The sequence below is a fragment of the Patescibacteria group bacterium genome (assembly GCA_028717685.1).
Taxonomy (GTDB): Bacteria; Patescibacteriota; JAQUNI01; order JAQUNI01; family JAQUNI01; genus JAQUNI01.
The window spans coordinates 53,439-71,765 of sequence record JAQUNI010000003.1 but is presented as its reverse complement, the minus strand read 5'-3'; the positions used below and the strand labels follow the sequence as shown (position 1 = coordinate 71,765).

Sequence of the window (18,327 nt, the reverse complement as noted above, 5' to 3'; positions counted from 1 at the left end):
ATCTGTCAATGCTTTTTATATTTCAGTATTATCTTCCTCTTGCTGGGATGTATTATTTCTTGAGAAAGATATTCAAATTAAATATAGTATATTCTATATTGGGCTCTTTATTTTACGTTTATAATCCCTTTCACCTTATAATTTTTTTCAGTCCGATTTATTCTCCCATTTTGTCTTTCTTCCCCTTTACATTTGCCTTTTACATCCTTGCTCTTAGGCAAACCTTGAAAAAAGTTAGTATAAAACAGCAAATTTTTTTCATAGGGATGATAAGTATTTTATTATCTTTAGCAATCAATGGCGTTAGCCACATTTCCTATGCGAATATTTATCTATTCGCTTTTGTATTTTATTACCTTTATACCTTAATTAAAATAATCAAAAAGAAGGCATATCATAAATTAATTCCCTTGCATTTAACGATTGTTGGAATAATCTTCTTAACAATTTTATTAAACCTTTATTGGCTTTATAATGACATTGAATTATTCCTGGGAACTTTAACAAACATCCAAGGTGGATTACTGCGAACCTTTGATACATCGGCAATGGAGTATTATGAGGCAATCCGTCTGCTTGGCAACTGGTCTTTCAGAGCAGCCGCATATTATGACTATTATCATCCTTATCACTATTACTTCTATACTCCTCTGGGCCTGTTTTTAACCTACGCCTTGGTTGTATTCATCTTCCTGCCCATCTTCTTCATTAAAAAAAACACTAAGCTGGTATTTTATTATGTTTATCTCTTTTTTGTGCTCTCAATCGCGGCCGGCGTAACTTCTCCATTGGGGGCGGTATTTAAGTATTTTTATGTTCATTTTAACATTTTTACAATCCTAAGAAGCCCCGATAAAGTAAATTTAAATATTATTTTTATCTATGCAATATTGCTTGCTTTTGCTCTTAAACTCCTCATTGAGAGAACTAAAAACAAAACCCTTAAAATCACTTTTGTCTCCCTCTTTATTCTTTCTTTCCTTTATACAATTTGGCCAAGCATGGCCGCCTACAACCTAAATAAAATGCATTTAAACGGCTCATTGGCTTCCCCTTATGAAAAAGTGCCAAGCTATCATTATGAACTAAAAAAAGATTTAGAAGACAAAACATTAATTAATAGGACGCTCATTTTGCCATATTATGTGTATGGGACTAAACAATACTGGGAAAAGGGTTCCAATCAAGGCTGGCCCGCTCCTTATTCTTTAATTAATAAACCAATATTATCAATCCGAAATATTGACCCTCCAACTTACAAAGAAGGGCTTTTGACCGGGGAATCCATTTTGAAACCGGAAATTCTAAAAATACTTAATGTGAAAAATATCATTCTATTAAGAGATGTTGACTCTCGCTATAATCAATATTATAGCAAAAAGGATTCCACAACCGAATACTATGACTATCATTTCTTTGAAAAAATTTTGAATAGCGAAAATTTTATCAAAGAAAAAGATTATTTTCTCTTCACTCCAAAATATGTCAACTCCCTGCCCAATGATGTGAGATCGCCGTATGAAATATATAAAGAAATAAATGATCTTAAGGGGAAATATGCAATCACTCTTTACCAAGTTAAAGATGAAAATTTTTTACCAATCTTTTATATTCCGAACCGTATAGTCTATACCCCTCCTCAAAAAGCAGACATTGAAGAAAGTAAAGATAAAAGAATTGCATATATTAAGAATGCCCCTGATTTTATTCAACAAAATTTAGAAAAAACTTCAGAAAATAACGCTCTGATTGAATATAAAGAAATATTCCCCTATAAATATAAAATCAGAATTTCAAATATTACTAAATCTTTCCCCCTTATATTTTCCAACCAATTCCATAAATTCTGGAAAATATATCCAACCAGATTTACTGAAAATAATAAAAACAACGAGTATATATCGCCAACCTTTCAAAATGCAACACAGGACAATAATATCCCTTCTGGCAAACTTTTGGAATCAATATCCTTGCGAGCTCTGGATGAAAAATATCACTTCCAAGTCAACGGTTATGCGAACGCTTGGTATTTAGATCTTGATTATCTTCAAAATTCATTCCCGGAATTTGTTCAATTAAACGAGAATGGTTCCCTGGATATAGAATTAATTATTGAATTCAAGAAACAAAATATTATCTATATTTGTTTAGGGATTAGTCTGCTTACATTATTCTTACTGATCATCTTTGCAATCTATTTCAAATTAAATTCAAGGCGTCAGCGGTTTTTAAAGACAATTTCTTAAAATATCCAAATGTTCTCAAAAGTAATAAAAAGTATTAAAAATTTTAGGGTTCGCCATCCACTCCCTTATTATTTCCTGTGGCTTAGCATTGTGTTAATCTCGCTCTATCTTTTGAATGCGCCCATTTATATTCTTGTGCTCACTGGTGCCCTTGTCAGTTCCATTATCCTTAAAATTTCAATCAGGCTTTCAGCTGTTTTGGGTTTGATTTCTCTGAGTCTATGTCCGATCTTTATGATCTTTAAGGATCTCATCCTGGCTGATCTCGCCGCGAAGTTTGCCTATTTATTTCTTGCTATCAGTGTTTTAACCTATACTAAAATATCTCTCACAAAACAAAAAATAGAAAAAGATAATCGCATCCCTTTAAAGACCTTTAGAAACATAGATTATGAAAAAATCAATGTTGCTATCTTAGTCTTTCTAACCTTAGTTCTTTTTCAAAAAGTTTTAGTAAGTCAAGGTCAGATTGAGATAGGGGATATTAGTTTTCCCATCCAGCAAGAAAGGGTTCTCGGGAATATATGGTTTTTGTGGAATAATGACGGAAGCTTCACCGAAGGCATAACAACAAATATATTTCCATTTGTTTTAATCAATTCTTTATTTAATCGTTTGTTGCATTTGTCAGCAGAATTGACTATAAAGCTTGTGATTTCAGAAGTACTGTTTATAGGTGTACTGTCTTTATATTTTTTAGGAAAGAAAATTTTAAAAAATTTTATTAAGCAAAAAAATTATCTAGAACTTTACAGCTCATTTTTGGTAATATTTTATATCTTTAATCCCTATGCGCTATCCCGTATTTCTCATTTTTATCACTGGATTGCCTACCTATTTCTTCCTCTGATTTTACTTATATTTATCAAACTCATTGAAGTCCAAAAAGCGCGTTTTGCTGTCATTCTGGCTTTTCTTTTAAATTTTATCTCTTTTTCTCCTCATTATTTAGTATATGCGTCTATAATGTTAGGATTATTCATAATTATTGAAATCCTAAATGCCCTTTTGAAGAATGGGTTAAAGGGGCTCAATTATTCAAATTTTTTAAAAAATATCGCTAATATCTTTATTTGTATTCTCTGTTTTATTCTCTTCTCCAGCCATTGGCTCATTCCCTATGTTAAAACAAGTTTTGCGAGAAACACTCCCCAAACTCCTGGCTATATGCTGACCAAAGAATATATTGAAAAACCAAAAGAAAAAATTAATCCCATTATCCAAACTTTAAATTTAAATGCAAAACCTACAGAAAGTAAAGTTTTAAATCTTTATTTTAAAATTTTGATTTTTATCCTGCCTTTTATTCTTCTAATCCCTTTATTTCCTTCCTTAAGAAACAAATATACAATCTTTTTTTCAATTTTAGGAATTTTTGCGGCCATTATGTCCACGATGCCAATCTGGCATTATAATTTATATCAAAAGTTCCTTTTTGACATTCCTTGTCTTAAAAATTTTGGCTGGCTCTTTCGGGAATCCTCCCGAATAAACGGCTTACTCGCCCTGTCTTATAGTTTTTTATTAACTTTTTTGTTTTTAAGATTTTTCGGAACAACCTATAGAAAAAAAATCAAGGAAAAAATTGATCTTTTATCTAAAAAAATGCGCAAAAAAGAGCTTAAGATTAAAAAATTAAACTCAAAGATTGAAAAAATGAAAAAGAAGTTGCAAAAAGTTAAAAATAGTACATATGCTTAAAAAATATTCCCGATACATTATCATTGGTTTTTGCTTTTTCTCCCTTTGGATTTATCTTCAAGGAACAGTGGATAAAGTTTTATTCCATGAGTTGGTCCCAGTAAAAATCCCAGAGGAATTTTATCATATCAATAACTGGCTAAGCGCTCAAAAAAATGATTTTAAGGTTACTTGGCTGCCACCGCAATTTGATGCGAGAATTTTAGACTGGGCATCCGATCGTCAAATCAACGATTTTGTCACCCGCTCTTCTGGAAAGCCTACAATTAATCCCTTATCGCCCTATTCTAAACTCTATTATTTATTTTTTGAAACGGCTATTGGTAACGTCTCTCACCTGGATAAATTCTTTGATGTCCTAAATACTAAATACCTTATTTTTAGAAAGGATTTGCCTGAAGATTATAGTGAATCGTTGCTTAATAATCTAAAAGATAATCCGGATTTAAAGGAAATAAATCTAAAAGAGATAGATCCAGGACTATTTTGCCAAAAATCTACTCTTACAGAAAAAAATTCCGGAGATATCCAAGAAAAAAAATATTTTGCAGTTTGTGATGAAGATAGAGAGAGCTATTTACAAATTTTTGAGAATAAAAATTATGCTCCTCAATTTTGGGCACCAGAAAATGTAAGCTTGGTAGTGGGCGGAATGGAAACCTTGGATATTTTAAATTCCCAAGAAAATTTTAACCCCATAAACCAAGGATTAATTTTTGTCAACCAAGAACCAAATATTTTAAAAAAAATTAAAGATTTAAAATTTAAAAATATTATTTTTAATAATACTAGCTTAGATGATCTTGTTTTTTCTCTAATCAAAGATAAATATTTTATAGATCTAACTCCTTTCACACAAGAAGGGGAAGGTGAATGGCATAAAGCTTCTACGGAAGAACCTTTGCACGGTGAATGGCACAGGGTTATTGACGATTTAAAAATTTCTAATTGGGATTTTGATTTTAATAAAAGTTTAATTTATTCAGAAAAACCTAACGAAAAAATAAACATACCCTTACATATTGATCAAGACGGGGAATATCTATTTGTGCTTCGTTATTTCCAAAATAACAAAGGGGGCAGGTTCAAAATGGTTTTGTATAATCAAGAAAAAATAGTTGAGACACTAAATCTTAATAATAAATTCACCACTGAAAAATCTTCCCAGTATTTTAAAAAAGGGAATTACTTCTTAAAAATTGAAAATTTAGAAGGATTTAATGCTGTCAATTTAATCGCTTTGATTCCCATGAGGGAATACCAACAATATGAAATGGAAGCCAAGACCATTTTAGAAAAAAATCGCATCCTCTATATTCAAAAAATCAGCCCGGAAATGACTATTGAACCTTTAGAATTTAATCTGCCCCGGAAAAACAATTATGAAGTTTCTCTAAGACTAAGAGGTAATCAAAATCAAATAAATGAAAATAATAAAGAGGAAACACAGGAAAAAAAAGAGGAAAATAATAAAGAGAAAATAGAAGAAGATAATCAATTAAATGAAAATGAAAGAATTATAGATATAGAAAAATTGGAGAAAGAAAGTATAGAGGATATTAATCTATTTAATTTTGGAAATAAAAAATATAATTTAATCCCAAACCTTTCACAAAAAATTTTTTGGCAAAATTTAGGAAAAATGTTTTTGGGGCAAAAAGAAAAAGTCCCGATTTATCAAAGAACTAAACCAACTAGTATTCTAACAATGAACAATTTTTTCATTCTGGACCAAGGCAATTTGGAAATTAGAGAAAAAAATCTCAAAATTTCCAACCTGATCCCTAAAATTGAAGTTCTTAAAGGCTCACAAGTTTCAGAAAGAAAAGGTAGAATAATTACTGATGCTATAAAAGTAAAGGAAGACCAAAATTTCTATCTAGAATATAAATTTCAAGGAGAAAATCTAAAAGGCGTAGATGCTAGAATCTTATTTTATGGCGAAGATTATGACCCTATCTATCAGCGCACTGCTTTCGAGGTAGAAAACTTAATGAATGACCAAATGGGAAATGTAGAACAGAAAAAAATTTCACATTTTTTTGGGCTCCCTGAAAATACCTATTATATCAAAATAGAGTTTAAAGCCGAGCCCAATTTAGAAGAAGAATCTTGGTTTGAAATTTCTGACTTCAAACTCTTCGAGGAGGAATCTCTTAGCGGTATAGATGCCTTAATGTTTTCTGAAGATAAGGAAGAATCAGAAAAAACAGAAAGTAAACCTACTGTAAGCTACGAAAAGATTAATCCTACCCAATATAAAATCTCATTTTCCAAAGTAGAAGAACCTTTCATCTTAGCCTTTGCCGAAAGCTACGATCCAATGTGGAAACTTAAAGAAAAAAAAGAGGAAGGCTATTTTAAAAAAAGATTTAACTCTTTATTTTCTAAAAATAATGATATTTTTCCCCACTTTCCTCTATATTCCATAATCAACGGTTTTTATATTGACCCCCAAAAGCTCAAAACCAATGAACTAATAATAGAATATGAGCCCCAGAATTGGTTTGAAGCGGGGCTATGGATCAGCGCGGGCAGTATGGCAATCTCTTTCTTGACATTTATTGTTTATAGAGTGTATAAAAAGCGTAAGGGGAGGAGAGATAAAAAAATATGCTTAATCTAGCAGTCATTATTCCTACTTATAACGAAAGGGAAAATATCCGGAAAATCATTGCCGAGGTTTTAAAACAAGAGCCTAAAATCCCCTCATGCAACCTCTCTATTATTATTTCAGACAGTCATTCACCTGATGGAACAGGAAGAATTGTGGAAAAAATAAACCGAAATAACCCCAAAGTTCATCTTCTAGATGTAAAACAAAGAGGAATTGGTATCGCCTTGAAACGCGGTTATGATCTCGCGATTGAAAAATTGCAAGCTGATATCTTAATGCAGATTGATGCTGATCTTTCCCATAATCCTGATGATATCCCTCGCTTTATCCAAAAGATTGATCAAGGCTTTAATTTTGTCCAAGCTTCACGTTTCATTTCTGGCGGCGAAAATAGGCTGGAGTTCTATCGCGATGTTTTTAGCAGGGGCGCTAATTTTCTTTGCCGCGCTATGCTGGGTGTCCGCGAAATCTCCGATTTTACCCCCTCCTTCAGGGCTTTTACAACTCGCCTTTACCAAAAAACGGATTTATCCGACATCCCTTGGCAAAAAAAGAGCTATATCTTTCAGCCTTCATTTGCCTATGCCCTATATCGCGCCGGTGCCAAGGTGGCAGAGGTGCCCATTGCCTTTACGGATCGCAGATACGGTAAATCTAAACTTAACGCGGGACAATACATTTGGGACCTTTTGGAATTTACCACCAAAATAAGGCTAAAAAAAATAAAAAATTCCTTATCATAAACAAAGCGCCCAAAACAAAAAGCTATTCTAGAAGAATACTTGAACAAAAATCAAAAATATATTATAATGTGATTTATAGATGTGAGGTATAATCATTAAAAAAAGACCTCTTTATTTTTGTTTTGAATACTTAAAATTATGGGAAATAAAGTAAGAAAAACCCAAAATGCCGCTATCCGCATTGCTGTGGTAGGCTTAGGTTACGTAGGTTTACCCTTGGCTGTTCTTGCCGCCAAGGCTGGCTTTACCGTTTTTGGCATTGACAAAGACCGCCAAAAAATAGGAATGCTAAAAAAACAAATGAACTACTTGGCTGATGCCAGTCTTACAGAAGCTCTCCGCCAAGCTATCATAAAGAAAAAATTGACACCTATTTTACAATTCGAGGCATTAAAGCAATGCAACGCGGTCTTCATTTGTCTGCCTACGCCAGTGAATGCGCAACTTCAGCCAGATATCAGTCTGCTTAAAAACGCGACGGAAAAAATAGGCATCTATCTTCAAAAGGGTGCAGTAGTCATCAACGAATCCACGGTCGCAATTGGCACAACCCGCGAGATAATCGGCAATATTTTAGAAAAAAGGTCAAAGCTTAAAATGGGACGCGATTTTTCTTTGGTTTGCTCTCCAGAAAGAGTGGATCCCGGCACAAGAAATAAAACTGAAAATATCGCTAAGCTTATCGGGGGAGTTGATCAGCAAAGTAGTGAGAGGGCTTATCAAATTTATAAAAAATTTATTAAAGCGCCTCTTATTACCGTGGAAAGCCCCGAAGTGGCGGAAGGCGCCAAGATGTTAGAAAATTCTTACCGTGCCTTGAATATCGCTCTTGTTAATGAGTTTGCGCGCCTTTGCGAAAAAATGAACCTTGATGTGCTGGAAGTAATTAAAGCTGCATCCACAAAATGGAGTTTTCAAGCCCATTGGCCATCACTCGGCACAGGTGGACATTGTATACCCATCGATCCCCATTATTTAACTGGTTTGGCTAGCCAGTATGGCTTAACAATGCCCGCGCTCTCTGCGGCTCTTAAGACAAACCGAGAGATGCCTCAATGGTTTACGCAGAAAATAATCAACAATTATCATCCCGGGAATAAAATATTGTTATATGGCTTAGCTTACAAAAAAAATATTAAGGATTTGCGCGAATCACCCGCTTTAACCGTTGCTTTGGCATTAAAAAAGAAAAACATCCCTTTTCAGGTTTATGATCCTTTTTATTCTAAAATAGAAATCAAAAAATTAGGTTTTAAACCCGCGCTAAAAGCCGGTCTTCTAGCTTATGATCTTGTTATTGTCGCCACGGATCATGACGCGCTGCAAAGAGATTCCAAAAAACTCATCAGTAAAAACACGATTGTTATTGATGGAAAAAACTATTTTCAGAAAAAAATAGGTAAAAAGGTAATTGGGGTGGGAAGGATTCTGGAATAAACACTATTCCATTACTCTTTGGTTTTTAACAATGAAACAATTGAACAATGGAACAATAAAATTTATGCGTTATCATCAGGCTGCCAAATCTACGCTTATCATCACATTCGTCACCTTAGTGGCTGGTGTTTTAGGATTTGCCCAACAAACATTGACCGCCTATGTTTTTGGCGCTGGCAAGGAAATTGACGCCTTTGTTGCCGCCCGCACGATCCCTGATATCTTTACTAAAATCCTTCAAGTCGGCATCCTCTCCATCGTTTTTGTGCCCATTTTTGTCAAATATATTCATCGAAATAAAGAAAAAGAGGCATGGAAGATTGCGGTCAATCTATTCAATATTATCTCCACCGTTTTTGTGATTCTCATTGTTTTAGGAATGATTTTAACGCCACTCATCGTGAAAATTCTTGTGCCTGGTTTTGACTCCCTGACGCAAAAATTGACCACCAACCTTACCTTAATTCTTTTCCCCGCCATTCTTTTTAATATCCTTACCATCCTCGGTACGTCAATCTTGTATGCCTTTAAAAAATTCACCATCCCTGCCTTAATTAAACTTATTCTACCATTAGTAGTGATTTCTGCACTTCTTGTTTTCCGCCAAAAACTGGATGTTTATATTTTAAGTTGGGCGTTTTTAGCTACTGCTGTTTTGGAATTTCTGGTGATCTTTCAAGCTCTCTATAAACAGGGGTTTAGATATTCCTTATCTTTTAATTGGCGTGATCCCATCATTCGTAAAATCATTATTCTAGTTTCCCCTTTTATCATCTCCACAATTTTAGCTCAAGCGAGCACGGTAACTAATCGTATGTTAGCCTCGGAATTAACAAGCGGCAGTCTCTCTGCTTTGTATTATGCCGAAAGGATAATGAAACTCGTGTCCCAGATTTTTCTTTTCGCTATTCCCATCGTCTCTTTTCCCGTCTTCGCAGAAAAAATCGCGAGAGGAGAACGTCAGGAATTATTAAAAGCGATTAGCCTCACCATCAGAATGATTCTTTTTGCCATCATCCCCGTAAGTATTGGCTTGGTCATCCTCCGTCTGCCGCTTACCCAAATTATTTTCCAAAGAGGAGAATTTACCTTCCAAGATACAGAAGCCACGGCTTATGCCCTTCTCTTCTTCACTCTCGGTCTCTTTGCCACGGGTATTACTAATATTCTAGCAAATGTTTTTTACAGTCTTGAGAAAACTAAAATCTTAGTCAAAATTACAATTTTGGTAATTACTTTTAATATTGCCTTAAATTTTCTTTTGGTCCGACCTTTGGCTCACGGAGGGCTGGCGCTTGCTACCTCCCTGACCAATATTCTTTCTCTCCTCCTTCATTCTTATTTTTTAACTCGGTATTTGCCGCAGATAAAATCGGTGCTCTGGGATAAATATTATCTTAAAATTTTGCTGCCAAGCCTGTTGATGGGAATCTTTCTCTTTTTAAGTAAACCCCTTATTTATAGCCATATCGACCGCTCCCGTCTTTGGGATCAAAGTTTAGCCCTCCTCGCCGTCGTTATTCCCAGTGTTTTTCTCTATTTCCTCTGCGCTTATTTAGTGAAGCTTAAAGAGATGAAGCTTATTTTAGAACTGGTACGGGCGAAAATTAACCAAAAATTTTTCCAAACCAATGTCCAAGAATAAAATTTCCCAAAAATATATAGAAAAAATGAGATTTGCCTGTATTGAATATTCCACTAAAACCGGCAGAATTTGGCAACCCACCCCGGAAAAACCTAATTATCTTTGCGATCCTGAAACGGAAATTGACCCTACTTCTTTTGGCTGCTGGACATCGGCGTTCTCTGGAGAGCATATTCCGGTCAACTTTTTGCGCCGCCGTCAAAATCCCCATACCCTTTCTTATAAACTCGGCCGCAAACTAGATCTGACCATGGAAAAGATTCAAAGAAAACCAATTTATCGCAATTTGGATTATCTTAAAAAATTTAATCTTATTTTGTTCCTGGTGCACAGCTTCTCTATGCCTCTAATGGCAGATTTAATCAGAAAAACGAAAAAAGTGAATCCCAACGCGATCTATTTAGGTTCCATTGTCAGTCCTTTAGGAATATTGCGCGAGGTCTGGAAAAAGGAAAATGAATTTCGCGCTTTTAAAACCTTTGCTAATAATTGTAATATCTTTATTAATGTGAATCACGACGCGCAGGATTATCTCCAATCCTTTCTTCCCGCCAAAGTAGTTTATTTTCCGCAATTCTATCCTTTTGAATATGCCCACCGGTTTTTTAAAAAAAGAGAAGAAAAAGAAAAAGTTATTCTCGTGGCTGGCGAAACCGGACGGACAGATAATTTCGCTGGCCAATTCGCCGCAGTTCAAATCCAGAAAAAATATCCAGAGTTTTTAATCCAGGTGGTAGATTACCCCCGTTCAAATATTGCGCCACTTGAAACAGCGCATGCCCGCTTTGAGATTATTCCTTTCTTAAAGTGGCAGGAAAATTTAAAGAGACTGGCGTGCTTTTTCCTGGTTATTAATATGGACCAGACTTGGACCTTGGGCCGCTTACAGGCTGATTGCGCCGCCGTAGGCACGCCCAGTATCGGCATAAACGCCAATAATCAATTAGAATTCTTCCCAAAACTGTCCATTCCTGATATTGCGGGGATAAAGCAGGGGATAGAGCTTGCGGAAAAATTAATCTCTGACCCCGCTTTTTATCAAAATATTCAACAACACGCGTCAGCCAAACTATCCGAAAATAATTATGCAAAATCAAAAGAAAAACTATTAAAGATACTATGAATTACGAGGCGTATCGTCATTGCGAGGGATCCGCCTTGGGCGGAGACCGAAGCAATCTCCTAAATCTGTATTAATATAGCTTGATGAGATTGCTTCGTCGGGCTTAAAGGCCCTCCTCGCAATGACGAAATATCAATGATTTAAGATAATAAAAAAGACCTCATGCATTTCCGCGTGAGACCTAAAATTGTAAGCGCATAATATTCCAATGACTTTAGTTCCAAAAATCCAGAAGATCCAAGAAACAAAGTCTTAAAGTACTAGCCCTTCCTCCGTCAGGCCGTTCGGCTCTGAGAGCCTCAGGCTCGAAGAGACTTTCAGCTTTCGAGCAACGCCGCGGGTTCGAAGTCGCTCCAGTCACTGTCAAGACCGTAGCAGCCCCAGCCCCAATTGCCATCGCGGAGAAAGAGGCAACGGACACAGAGGCTACCGCAGGAGTGGCGGAAAATGACTGCCCAGAAAAAGATAAAGACGTAATAGTGCTTACCCTTTTTCCAGTCCTCTGGAATAAACTTTGGACGATGAAGAATAAGAACGTCTAGAATATTCGGGTGGAGCACGGGCTTTCCTAAAAGTTCCTTACGAAGCTCACGCCCACTCATCCGGCCATTCTTCTGTTTTTCTGATAAATACAAAATAACTTTGTGGTCATCTATATATAAGCCGTCTTCGCGTTTTTCAACCTTAACCCATCCACCACCGATATTCTCTTCAACGCTCGCGTTATTAAAAGGCAGTTCCGGTGGAACGTCCAGGTTAACCATAATAGCTGTTTCGTTCAAAACCTGAATTCGTTCTTCACTATTTTCCATTATAATTCTCCCTTCTTAATACAAACAAAGCCATTCGTTGGCTCCATAGTTCCCGAGCGAAGCGAGGGACTGTGGAGCCAAAATGCAAGACGTTGTAATACTATTCTAAAACCTTCTCCACTGAACACACTTCCTGTTGATTTTCCCTTTGATAAATCCTTGTCAGCATTTCGGCTAAAAGCCCGAAGCTCACCATTTGAAAACCAACGATTATTAAAAGAACCGCGAACACGAGCAAGGGCCCGTGTTCTTTCATAATTTCAATATGATAAACAAATTTTCTTGCCAATAAATAAAAGCCGATTATTGTCCCTAAAAAACCAAAACCTATTCCGGCAACACCGAAGAAATGCAAGGGCTTGCGGGAATAGCGAACGAGGAAATAAATCGTGATAAAATCCAAAAGGCTTTTGAAATATTTTCCGCTTTTGTATTTGCTTCGGCCCCACTTACGGGGGTGATTTTGCACTGGAATCTCGCCCACCCGATAACCCGCATCATGCGCCAAAATCGGAATATAGCGATAAAGATCGCCATAAAGATTTAATTGCTTGGCTACAGCGGCGCGATAAGCTTTTATGGGACAATTCAAGTCGTGAACTTTAAGGCCCATAAAAAAGGTGATGAGACGGTTAAAAAAACGAGAGGCTAAAAATTTAGCGGGTGAACTTTTACCTGTATTTTTCCAGCCCGTGACTAAATCATAACCCTGGCTCAAGGCTTCTAAAAGACGGGGAATATCATGCGGATCATCCTGCAAATCGCCATCCATAGTGACAATAATCTGGCCTCGCGCCATCCGGAAGCCGGCACTGTAAGCCGCGGCTTTGCCAAAATTGCGAGTAAATTTAATAACCTTCACCCTTCGGTCCGCAAGATGTAATTCTCGTAAAATTTTGAAGGTTTGGTCATAGCTTCCGTCATCAACAAAGATTACTTCCCAATCTTTCTGCAAACTAAATAGAACCTGCTTTAATTGCTTATAGAGCAGGGGAACATTTTTCTCTTCATTCAATACCGGAATAACAATGGAAAGATTAAGAGACGGCATAAATTAATAACCAAAATTCTAGATATCTTGATAATTTATCAGTTGAATCCCTTGTTCCTGAATCTTGGCTTGCACCAAAGGATGGGTCAAAATCTTAAGCTCCTCTTCGCGCGTTTCCACAAGATGATTATTGAGTCCGCGAGCAAGATCCTCTAATTCCTCGTCCACATAGCCGGGATGGACCATTAATTCTGAATTCCCAGGATCTAACTGTTCCAACAATTTCAGAAACCCTTGCAAATTAATCTTTCCACTATATAATATTCCGTAGAAATTGTCAACGAATTTGATTTTATGTCTTTTAAATTCCGCGGCCAAAAAATTAGAGCGGAAGGCTAAATATTGCATTTTATAGAATTGGGAAAAGAAAAGGTCAGATAAATGCTTAGGCGACCACTTTTCCCGCGGCAGACGCACCCTCGGAATATTAAAATAAGCCGCGAGATGAGCCACCACCGGCGCAATAGTCGGCAGAGCGTGAAAATGTTTTTCACTATCGAGGTGGGTAACCACCACGCCCGCTTCTTTGATTTTCGCAATCTGCGCTTTAAACTCTGCCTCCACCTCTTCGGAATGCACCTGACCCAAATAAATCCGCCGCACCAGAGCAAAAGAAGCCAAAAACATTCCCTCTCTGTTTACTAAAGAGGGGATTTTATCTGGCGGTAAGACAGGCCTGCCCCGATAAATATTCAAATGCGCGCCAATATCCAAACCTGTATTTTCTCGAGCGAGCCGCGCAGCATCTATAAATCCCGGCATATTCGGCATTAAAGTAGCGCTCCTCACAACGCCCTTTTGAAAACACTCAATAATGCCGCGATTGACGCTTCGCGATAAGCCGAAATCATCCGCGTTAATAATCAATTTTTTCATAAAATCTTTCTTTCGCTTATTTAAAATATAAGCATATGGTAGCACAAACTGACAAAAAATGAAATATCTAAAACCTTGATTTCCCCCCTAATTTGCCTTAAACTAGTATAATGAATATATACAATATGCTCAAAAAAATTCTGCCATTTCTCTTCATTCTTCTCGTAGTGCTAGGCTTCTTTTATAAGGTGATTTTTGAAGACCACGTGCTGGTGGATATGTCAGCGCTATCCGATAAACTCCCTTGGAGCGCTTATTTGCCCACTTTTTTTGAAGGGGAACGTCCACCCTATACCAGTAGTGACTCCTCAACCGTCTATTTTCCCACCTTTAAATTCTACGGTGCGGAGTTTCAAAAGGGTCATTTTCCGCTTTGGTGGCCTTATCTTACAGGAGGCTATCCTATCTTTGCCAATAGCACAAGCTTAATGCTTAGTTTTACAAGCCCGTTATTCATCTTCTTTGCCCCGGAAATTGCTTATTCGTGGTCAATTATCATCAAGATCTTTCTTGCGGGTATAGGTTTCTTTTTGTACTTGCGACTCCTCAAAATTAAGGCTTGGGCAGGGGTCTTCGGCGCTCTGGCTTATATGCTGAACACACTCGTGATGCTGAAGCTTGAAATCCCTTGGATGACCCAGACGCTTTGGAGTATTCCTTTTATTTTCTTCTGCTTGGAAAAGGTCTTCCAGACCCGCAAGTTTTTCTACAGCGCTCTGGCGACTGTCTTCTTAAGCCTCCAATTCATTGCCGCCCACCCCCAGACGGGATTTTATGTCACTGGCTTTGCTTTCTTATATGTTTTAGTGAAACTTGCGAAATCAGCCAAAACCGCTAAAAATCTCAAAAGGCTCTTGGTTTATTCTATTCTCCCTTTCATTTTAATGTCTGCTTTGGCGGCGGTCCAACTTTTGCCAATGCTTGAGCTCCAAAATTTAGGCCACCGCAGCCCTAATGAACTTGCGCAATGGATTACGCCCTGGCACCTTCTTACCGCCTTAGCGCCGCAGGTGTTCGGTGATACCCAAACCAACTTCCAAGCCTTCGCCAAAATAGAAAGAAACGCCCTCCATCTTCTCTATCTAGATTTCCCTCCCATCTCTCTCCCATATATCGGTTTTCTGCCTTTTCTTTTCGCCCTCATAACCATAAGTAAAAGGACGCGGCGAAAGGCGGAAATCAAATTTTTTCTGGGAATTTCTCTTTTTTTGGTTCTACTTCAAATTTTTACTCCTCTCTGGGCAAAGGAGGCGCTCCATCTTCCCCTAATAAACAAGATGTGGAATACCTATCGCGCCAATATTATCTACGTCTTCGCCTCTTCTGTCCTCGCCGCGTATGGTTTGAATTATTTTTTTCAAGAAGCCCAAGCAAACAAAAAAAGAATTTTCGTTATCTTAAAGGGTTTTAGCGTGGTCTTGGTAATTTTACTTGCGTTTTGTCTATTTTTAAGACTTCCATGGGTCAAAAATTTATTCCTCCAGACAGGGGAAAAAATTTCCGCAACATATTTTCTAAAAACAAATCCAGAGCAAGGAATAAATTATTACCGGAATGAATTACTGAATTGGTACCAAATTTTGAAAAACCACTTTAGTCTTTTTAATACTAGTATTTACATACCATTAGCGCTCCTTGCTGCCACTTCCGCACTTTTAATTTTATTTTACCAACGTAAGATAAAAATTGGCTCTCTCAAAATTATTTTTCTACTCCTTACCCTGGCGGATCTTTTCTATATTGGTTGGTTTTATAACCCTATACCCACCAAGCGAAGGGATGTCTTCCCAGAAATTCCGCCGGTTGCCTTCTTAAAGCAAGATCACAGCCTGTATCGTGTGAGCTCAACCGATGGCTGGAATGTCATCTTTCCAAACGCTCTGGCTAACTACAATATTGCCGACATTGGCGTGGAGTACAATATCTACCCCTTGCGCTATGACGAATATATGAGCTTTATTGAAAACAATGACCGCGCCAATCTCACAAATCAATTTCACACCAATCTTTGGCTCACCCGCTATAATTCTCCTCTTCTTGATCTTTTTAACGTGAAATATATCCTTACTCCGCCCAAACAAGAAATTAAAGATGAGGGCTTTAAATTAGTCTACAATCAGGAGATTAAAATTTATGAAAATCAAAAAGCCCTGCCCCGTGTTTTTCTCGTTCCTCAAATAGAAGTAATTACAGAGGATATTAAAATATTAGAGCGCTTGAATAATTCCTCTTTTAACCCTTTGAAAACTGCCGTATTCGAAGAAACGCCGCATCTGCAGGGAAGTCAGGATCTCCAAGATTCCTACGCCATAATCACTCAATACGCGCCCAATCAAATTAGCATTAAAACCGATTTAACTCACAATGGCTTTTTAATCTTCAGTGATCTCTACTATCCTGGCTGGCAAGTTTATATAGATGGGGAAAAAGATAAAATTTACCGAGCCAATTACCTTGCTCGCGGCGTAGCCCTGACCCAAGGGGAACATAATGTGGTTTTCAAGTTTGAACCCAAAAATGTCAAAATAGGAGCCTACATTTCCGCGGGCACATTTCTGCTCCTCATCGCAATAGGAATAATATCTCTGCGGCAAAAAAGAAAATAAACATAAAGATGTTAACTATAACATTCTTCTGCCTTAGTGGTTAAAAAATTTTAATTGTAAAAGGCATTAAATTTATGCTATGCTAAAAAAGCTTACCCTCTTCCAAAAGATAAAAATATTCTATGAAGACCATTTTTTTATCCGTTCCCTCGGGCTCTCACTCTCGCGCGCTTCTTAAACCGTTGCGACCTTTTTTTGAACAAGCAATTCGGGAGCAAAAAATAAAATTAATCATTGTCAGCCCGATGAGCAGATATCCGGACCTCACTCGCGAATTTCAAGGCTCGGGTTTTATTTTTGTTACATGGGAACCTTCTATCTTTGAACAATACCAACCCACGCTCGTTGTTTCCACAACCACTGGTCTTGATGAATGTGATATCCCTATTCTCAAAGAAGCGAAAAAACGCAAAATTCCGACATTCACTTATATAGAAAGCTGGGATAACATTTGGAAAATGCAACGCCGCCAAAATGAAATGGTCAAGGTAGACACCCTCTTGGTCTGGAACGAAATGATGAAGGAACATGCACAAAGAATCTTTGGCTACAAGGACAACCAAATTCACATAGTTGGTTCGCCGCGCCTTGATTACTTTTGGCATAAAGATAAAATCCCTTCGCGCGAAGAATTATGCCGTTACCTCAATGTTAACCCTAAAAAAAGGTTAATCCATATTGCGACGGTTGAACTTTACGATATCTCCTATGTAGTCAAAATCATTGCCGAAGCGCGCGATCAAGAAAAAATAAAAATGCCTGTGGAAATCTATTGTTCGGTTCATCCCGGAGGAGATATTACCAAACACGAACAGTATGCTCGGATATGCAAAGTCAAACTGCGTTATAGCTTTGGCAGAAAAGATTCTGCTCCGCACCCTTTGTTCAAATACAATCCTACGGATCAAGATATGTATATGCTTGTGAGCCTTTGGATTCATAGCGACCTCATGGTCAATTTCTCTTCCACAGCGGCCATAGAATCAATGCTCGGCGACACACCGACCATCAATGTAATGTTTGGTAAACCATTTGACTTTTGGCGATGGCGCAAAAGCGCGGTGTACCACGATTTTAAAGAACATTATAAAGATATCATTACGGAGCAGGGAACCACAGTAGTTAAAAATAAAAAACACTTCCTCGCGGCGATTAATCAATATCTAGTCCGCCCGGATTTGAATCAGGGAGGACGGCGCAAAACCTGTCAGAAAATGCTCACCTTTTTGGATGGTCAATCAAGCGAGCGGGTCTTTAACCTCATTCTCCAAAAATGTGAAGCTTCACGAGTACAGTCCGGGGAATAATTCTTTTTCCAAAAATCCTTTTTTCTTTTACCCTTGCTAAAACGGAAAAAATGTATTAAAATAAACTACACTGGTCTTTTTAAGAAAAGCTTATATTAGACCATTGTTTTAGTATTGAGTCAATCCCTTACCTTAAAAAATAAGCTTAAGGGACAAGTCCCTA

The 18,327-nt window shown here is 37.2% G+C and carries 12 protein-coding genes; 9 read left to right on the top strand and 3 right to left on the bottom strand.

The window, feature by feature from the left end; genetic code table 11:
* Nucleotides 1-266: 266 nt before the first annotated feature.
* The 7 genes from PHW01_04520 to PHW01_04490 all read left to right on the top strand — a co-directional run bounded on the left by PHW01_04520 (nucleotide 267) and on the right by PHW01_04490 (nucleotide 11,512).
* Nucleotides 267-2,246, top strand: a complete 1,980-nt coding sequence (locus PHW01_04520) for a hypothetical protein (GenBank protein ID MDD5627241.1) — start codon at nucleotides 267-269, stop codon at nucleotides 2,244-2,246.
* Between the two features lie 234 nt (nucleotides 2,247-2,480).
* The gene (locus PHW01_04515; protein MDD5627240.1) at nucleotides 2,481-3,947 is read left to right on the top strand and encodes a hypothetical protein; all 1,467 of its coding nucleotides are present in this window, start codon (nucleotides 2,481-2,483) and stop codon (nucleotides 3,945-3,947) included.
* On the top strand, nucleotides 3,940-6,573 hold the full coding sequence (locus tag PHW01_04510; protein ID MDD5627239.1) for a hypothetical protein: 2,634 nt from the start codon (nucleotides 3,940-3,942) through the stop codon (nucleotides 6,571-6,573). The genes PHW01_04515 and PHW01_04510 overlap by 8 nt, the downstream gene beginning before the upstream one ends.
* Nucleotides 6,561-7,307 (top strand): glycosyltransferase, encoded by a 747-nt coding sequence (locus PHW01_04505; GenBank protein ID MDD5627238.1) that lies wholly within the window; start codon nucleotides 6,561-6,563, stop codon nucleotides 7,305-7,307. Before PHW01_04510 ends, PHW01_04505 begins: the two co-directional genes overlap by 13 nt.
* A gap of 138 nt (nucleotides 7,308-7,445) precedes the next feature.
* Nucleotides 7,446-8,744 (top strand): nucleotide sugar dehydrogenase, encoded by a 1,299-nt coding sequence (locus PHW01_04500; protein ID MDD5627237.1) that lies wholly within the window; start codon nucleotides 7,446-7,448, stop codon nucleotides 8,742-8,744.
* A 31-nt stretch (nucleotides 8,745-8,775) separates the two neighbouring features.
* A complete protein-coding gene (murJ, locus tag PHW01_04495; GenBank protein MDD5627236.1) occupies nucleotides 8,776-10,389 on the top strand; it encodes a murein biosynthesis integral membrane protein MurJ in 1,614 nt (537 codons plus the stop codon).
* Nucleotides 10,376-11,512, top strand: a complete 1,137-nt coding sequence (locus tag PHW01_04490; GenBank protein ID MDD5627235.1) for a hypothetical protein — start codon at nucleotides 10,376-10,378, stop codon at nucleotides 11,510-11,512. Before murJ ends, PHW01_04490 begins: the two co-directional genes overlap by 14 nt.
* Nucleotides 11,513-11,829: 317 nt before the next feature.
* On the opposite strand, the gene PHW01_04485 is transcribed toward PHW01_04490, so the two are convergent.
* From PHW01_04485 to PHW01_04475, 3 genes are all read right to left on the bottom strand, one after another.
* The gene (locus tag PHW01_04485; protein ID MDD5627234.1) at nucleotides 11,830-12,276 is read right to left on the bottom strand and encodes a hypothetical protein; all 447 of its coding nucleotides are present in this window, start codon (nucleotides 12,274-12,276) and stop codon (nucleotides 11,830-11,832) included.
* Nucleotides 12,277-12,424: 148 nt separating this feature from the next.
* The gene (locus PHW01_04480; protein ID MDD5627233.1) at nucleotides 12,425-13,375 is read right to left on the bottom strand and encodes a glycosyltransferase family 2 protein; all 951 of its coding nucleotides are present in this window, start codon (nucleotides 13,373-13,375) and stop codon (nucleotides 12,425-12,427) included.
* Between the two features lie 18 nt (nucleotides 13,376-13,393).
* The gene (locus tag PHW01_04475) at nucleotides 13,394-14,251 is read right to left on the bottom strand and encodes a ChbG/HpnK family deacetylase (protein ID MDD5627232.1); all 858 of its coding nucleotides are present in this window, start codon (nucleotides 14,249-14,251) and stop codon (nucleotides 13,394-13,396) included.
* Between the two features lie 125 nt (nucleotides 14,252-14,376).
* Between PHW01_04475 and PHW01_04470 the strand changes: the two genes are divergently transcribed.
* Both PHW01_04470 and PHW01_04465 read left to right on the top strand, forming a co-directional pair.
* On the top strand, nucleotides 14,377-16,857 hold the full coding sequence (locus PHW01_04470; GenBank protein MDD5627231.1) for a YfhO family protein: 2,481 nt from the start codon (nucleotides 14,377-14,379) through the stop codon (nucleotides 16,855-16,857).
* 122 nt (nucleotides 16,858-16,979) lie between these two features.
* Nucleotides 16,980-18,164, top strand: a complete 1,185-nt coding sequence (locus PHW01_04465) for a CDP-glycerol glycerophosphotransferase family protein (protein ID MDD5627230.1) — start codon at nucleotides 16,980-16,982, stop codon at nucleotides 18,162-18,164.
* Nucleotides 18,165-18,327 lie beyond the last annotated feature (163 nt).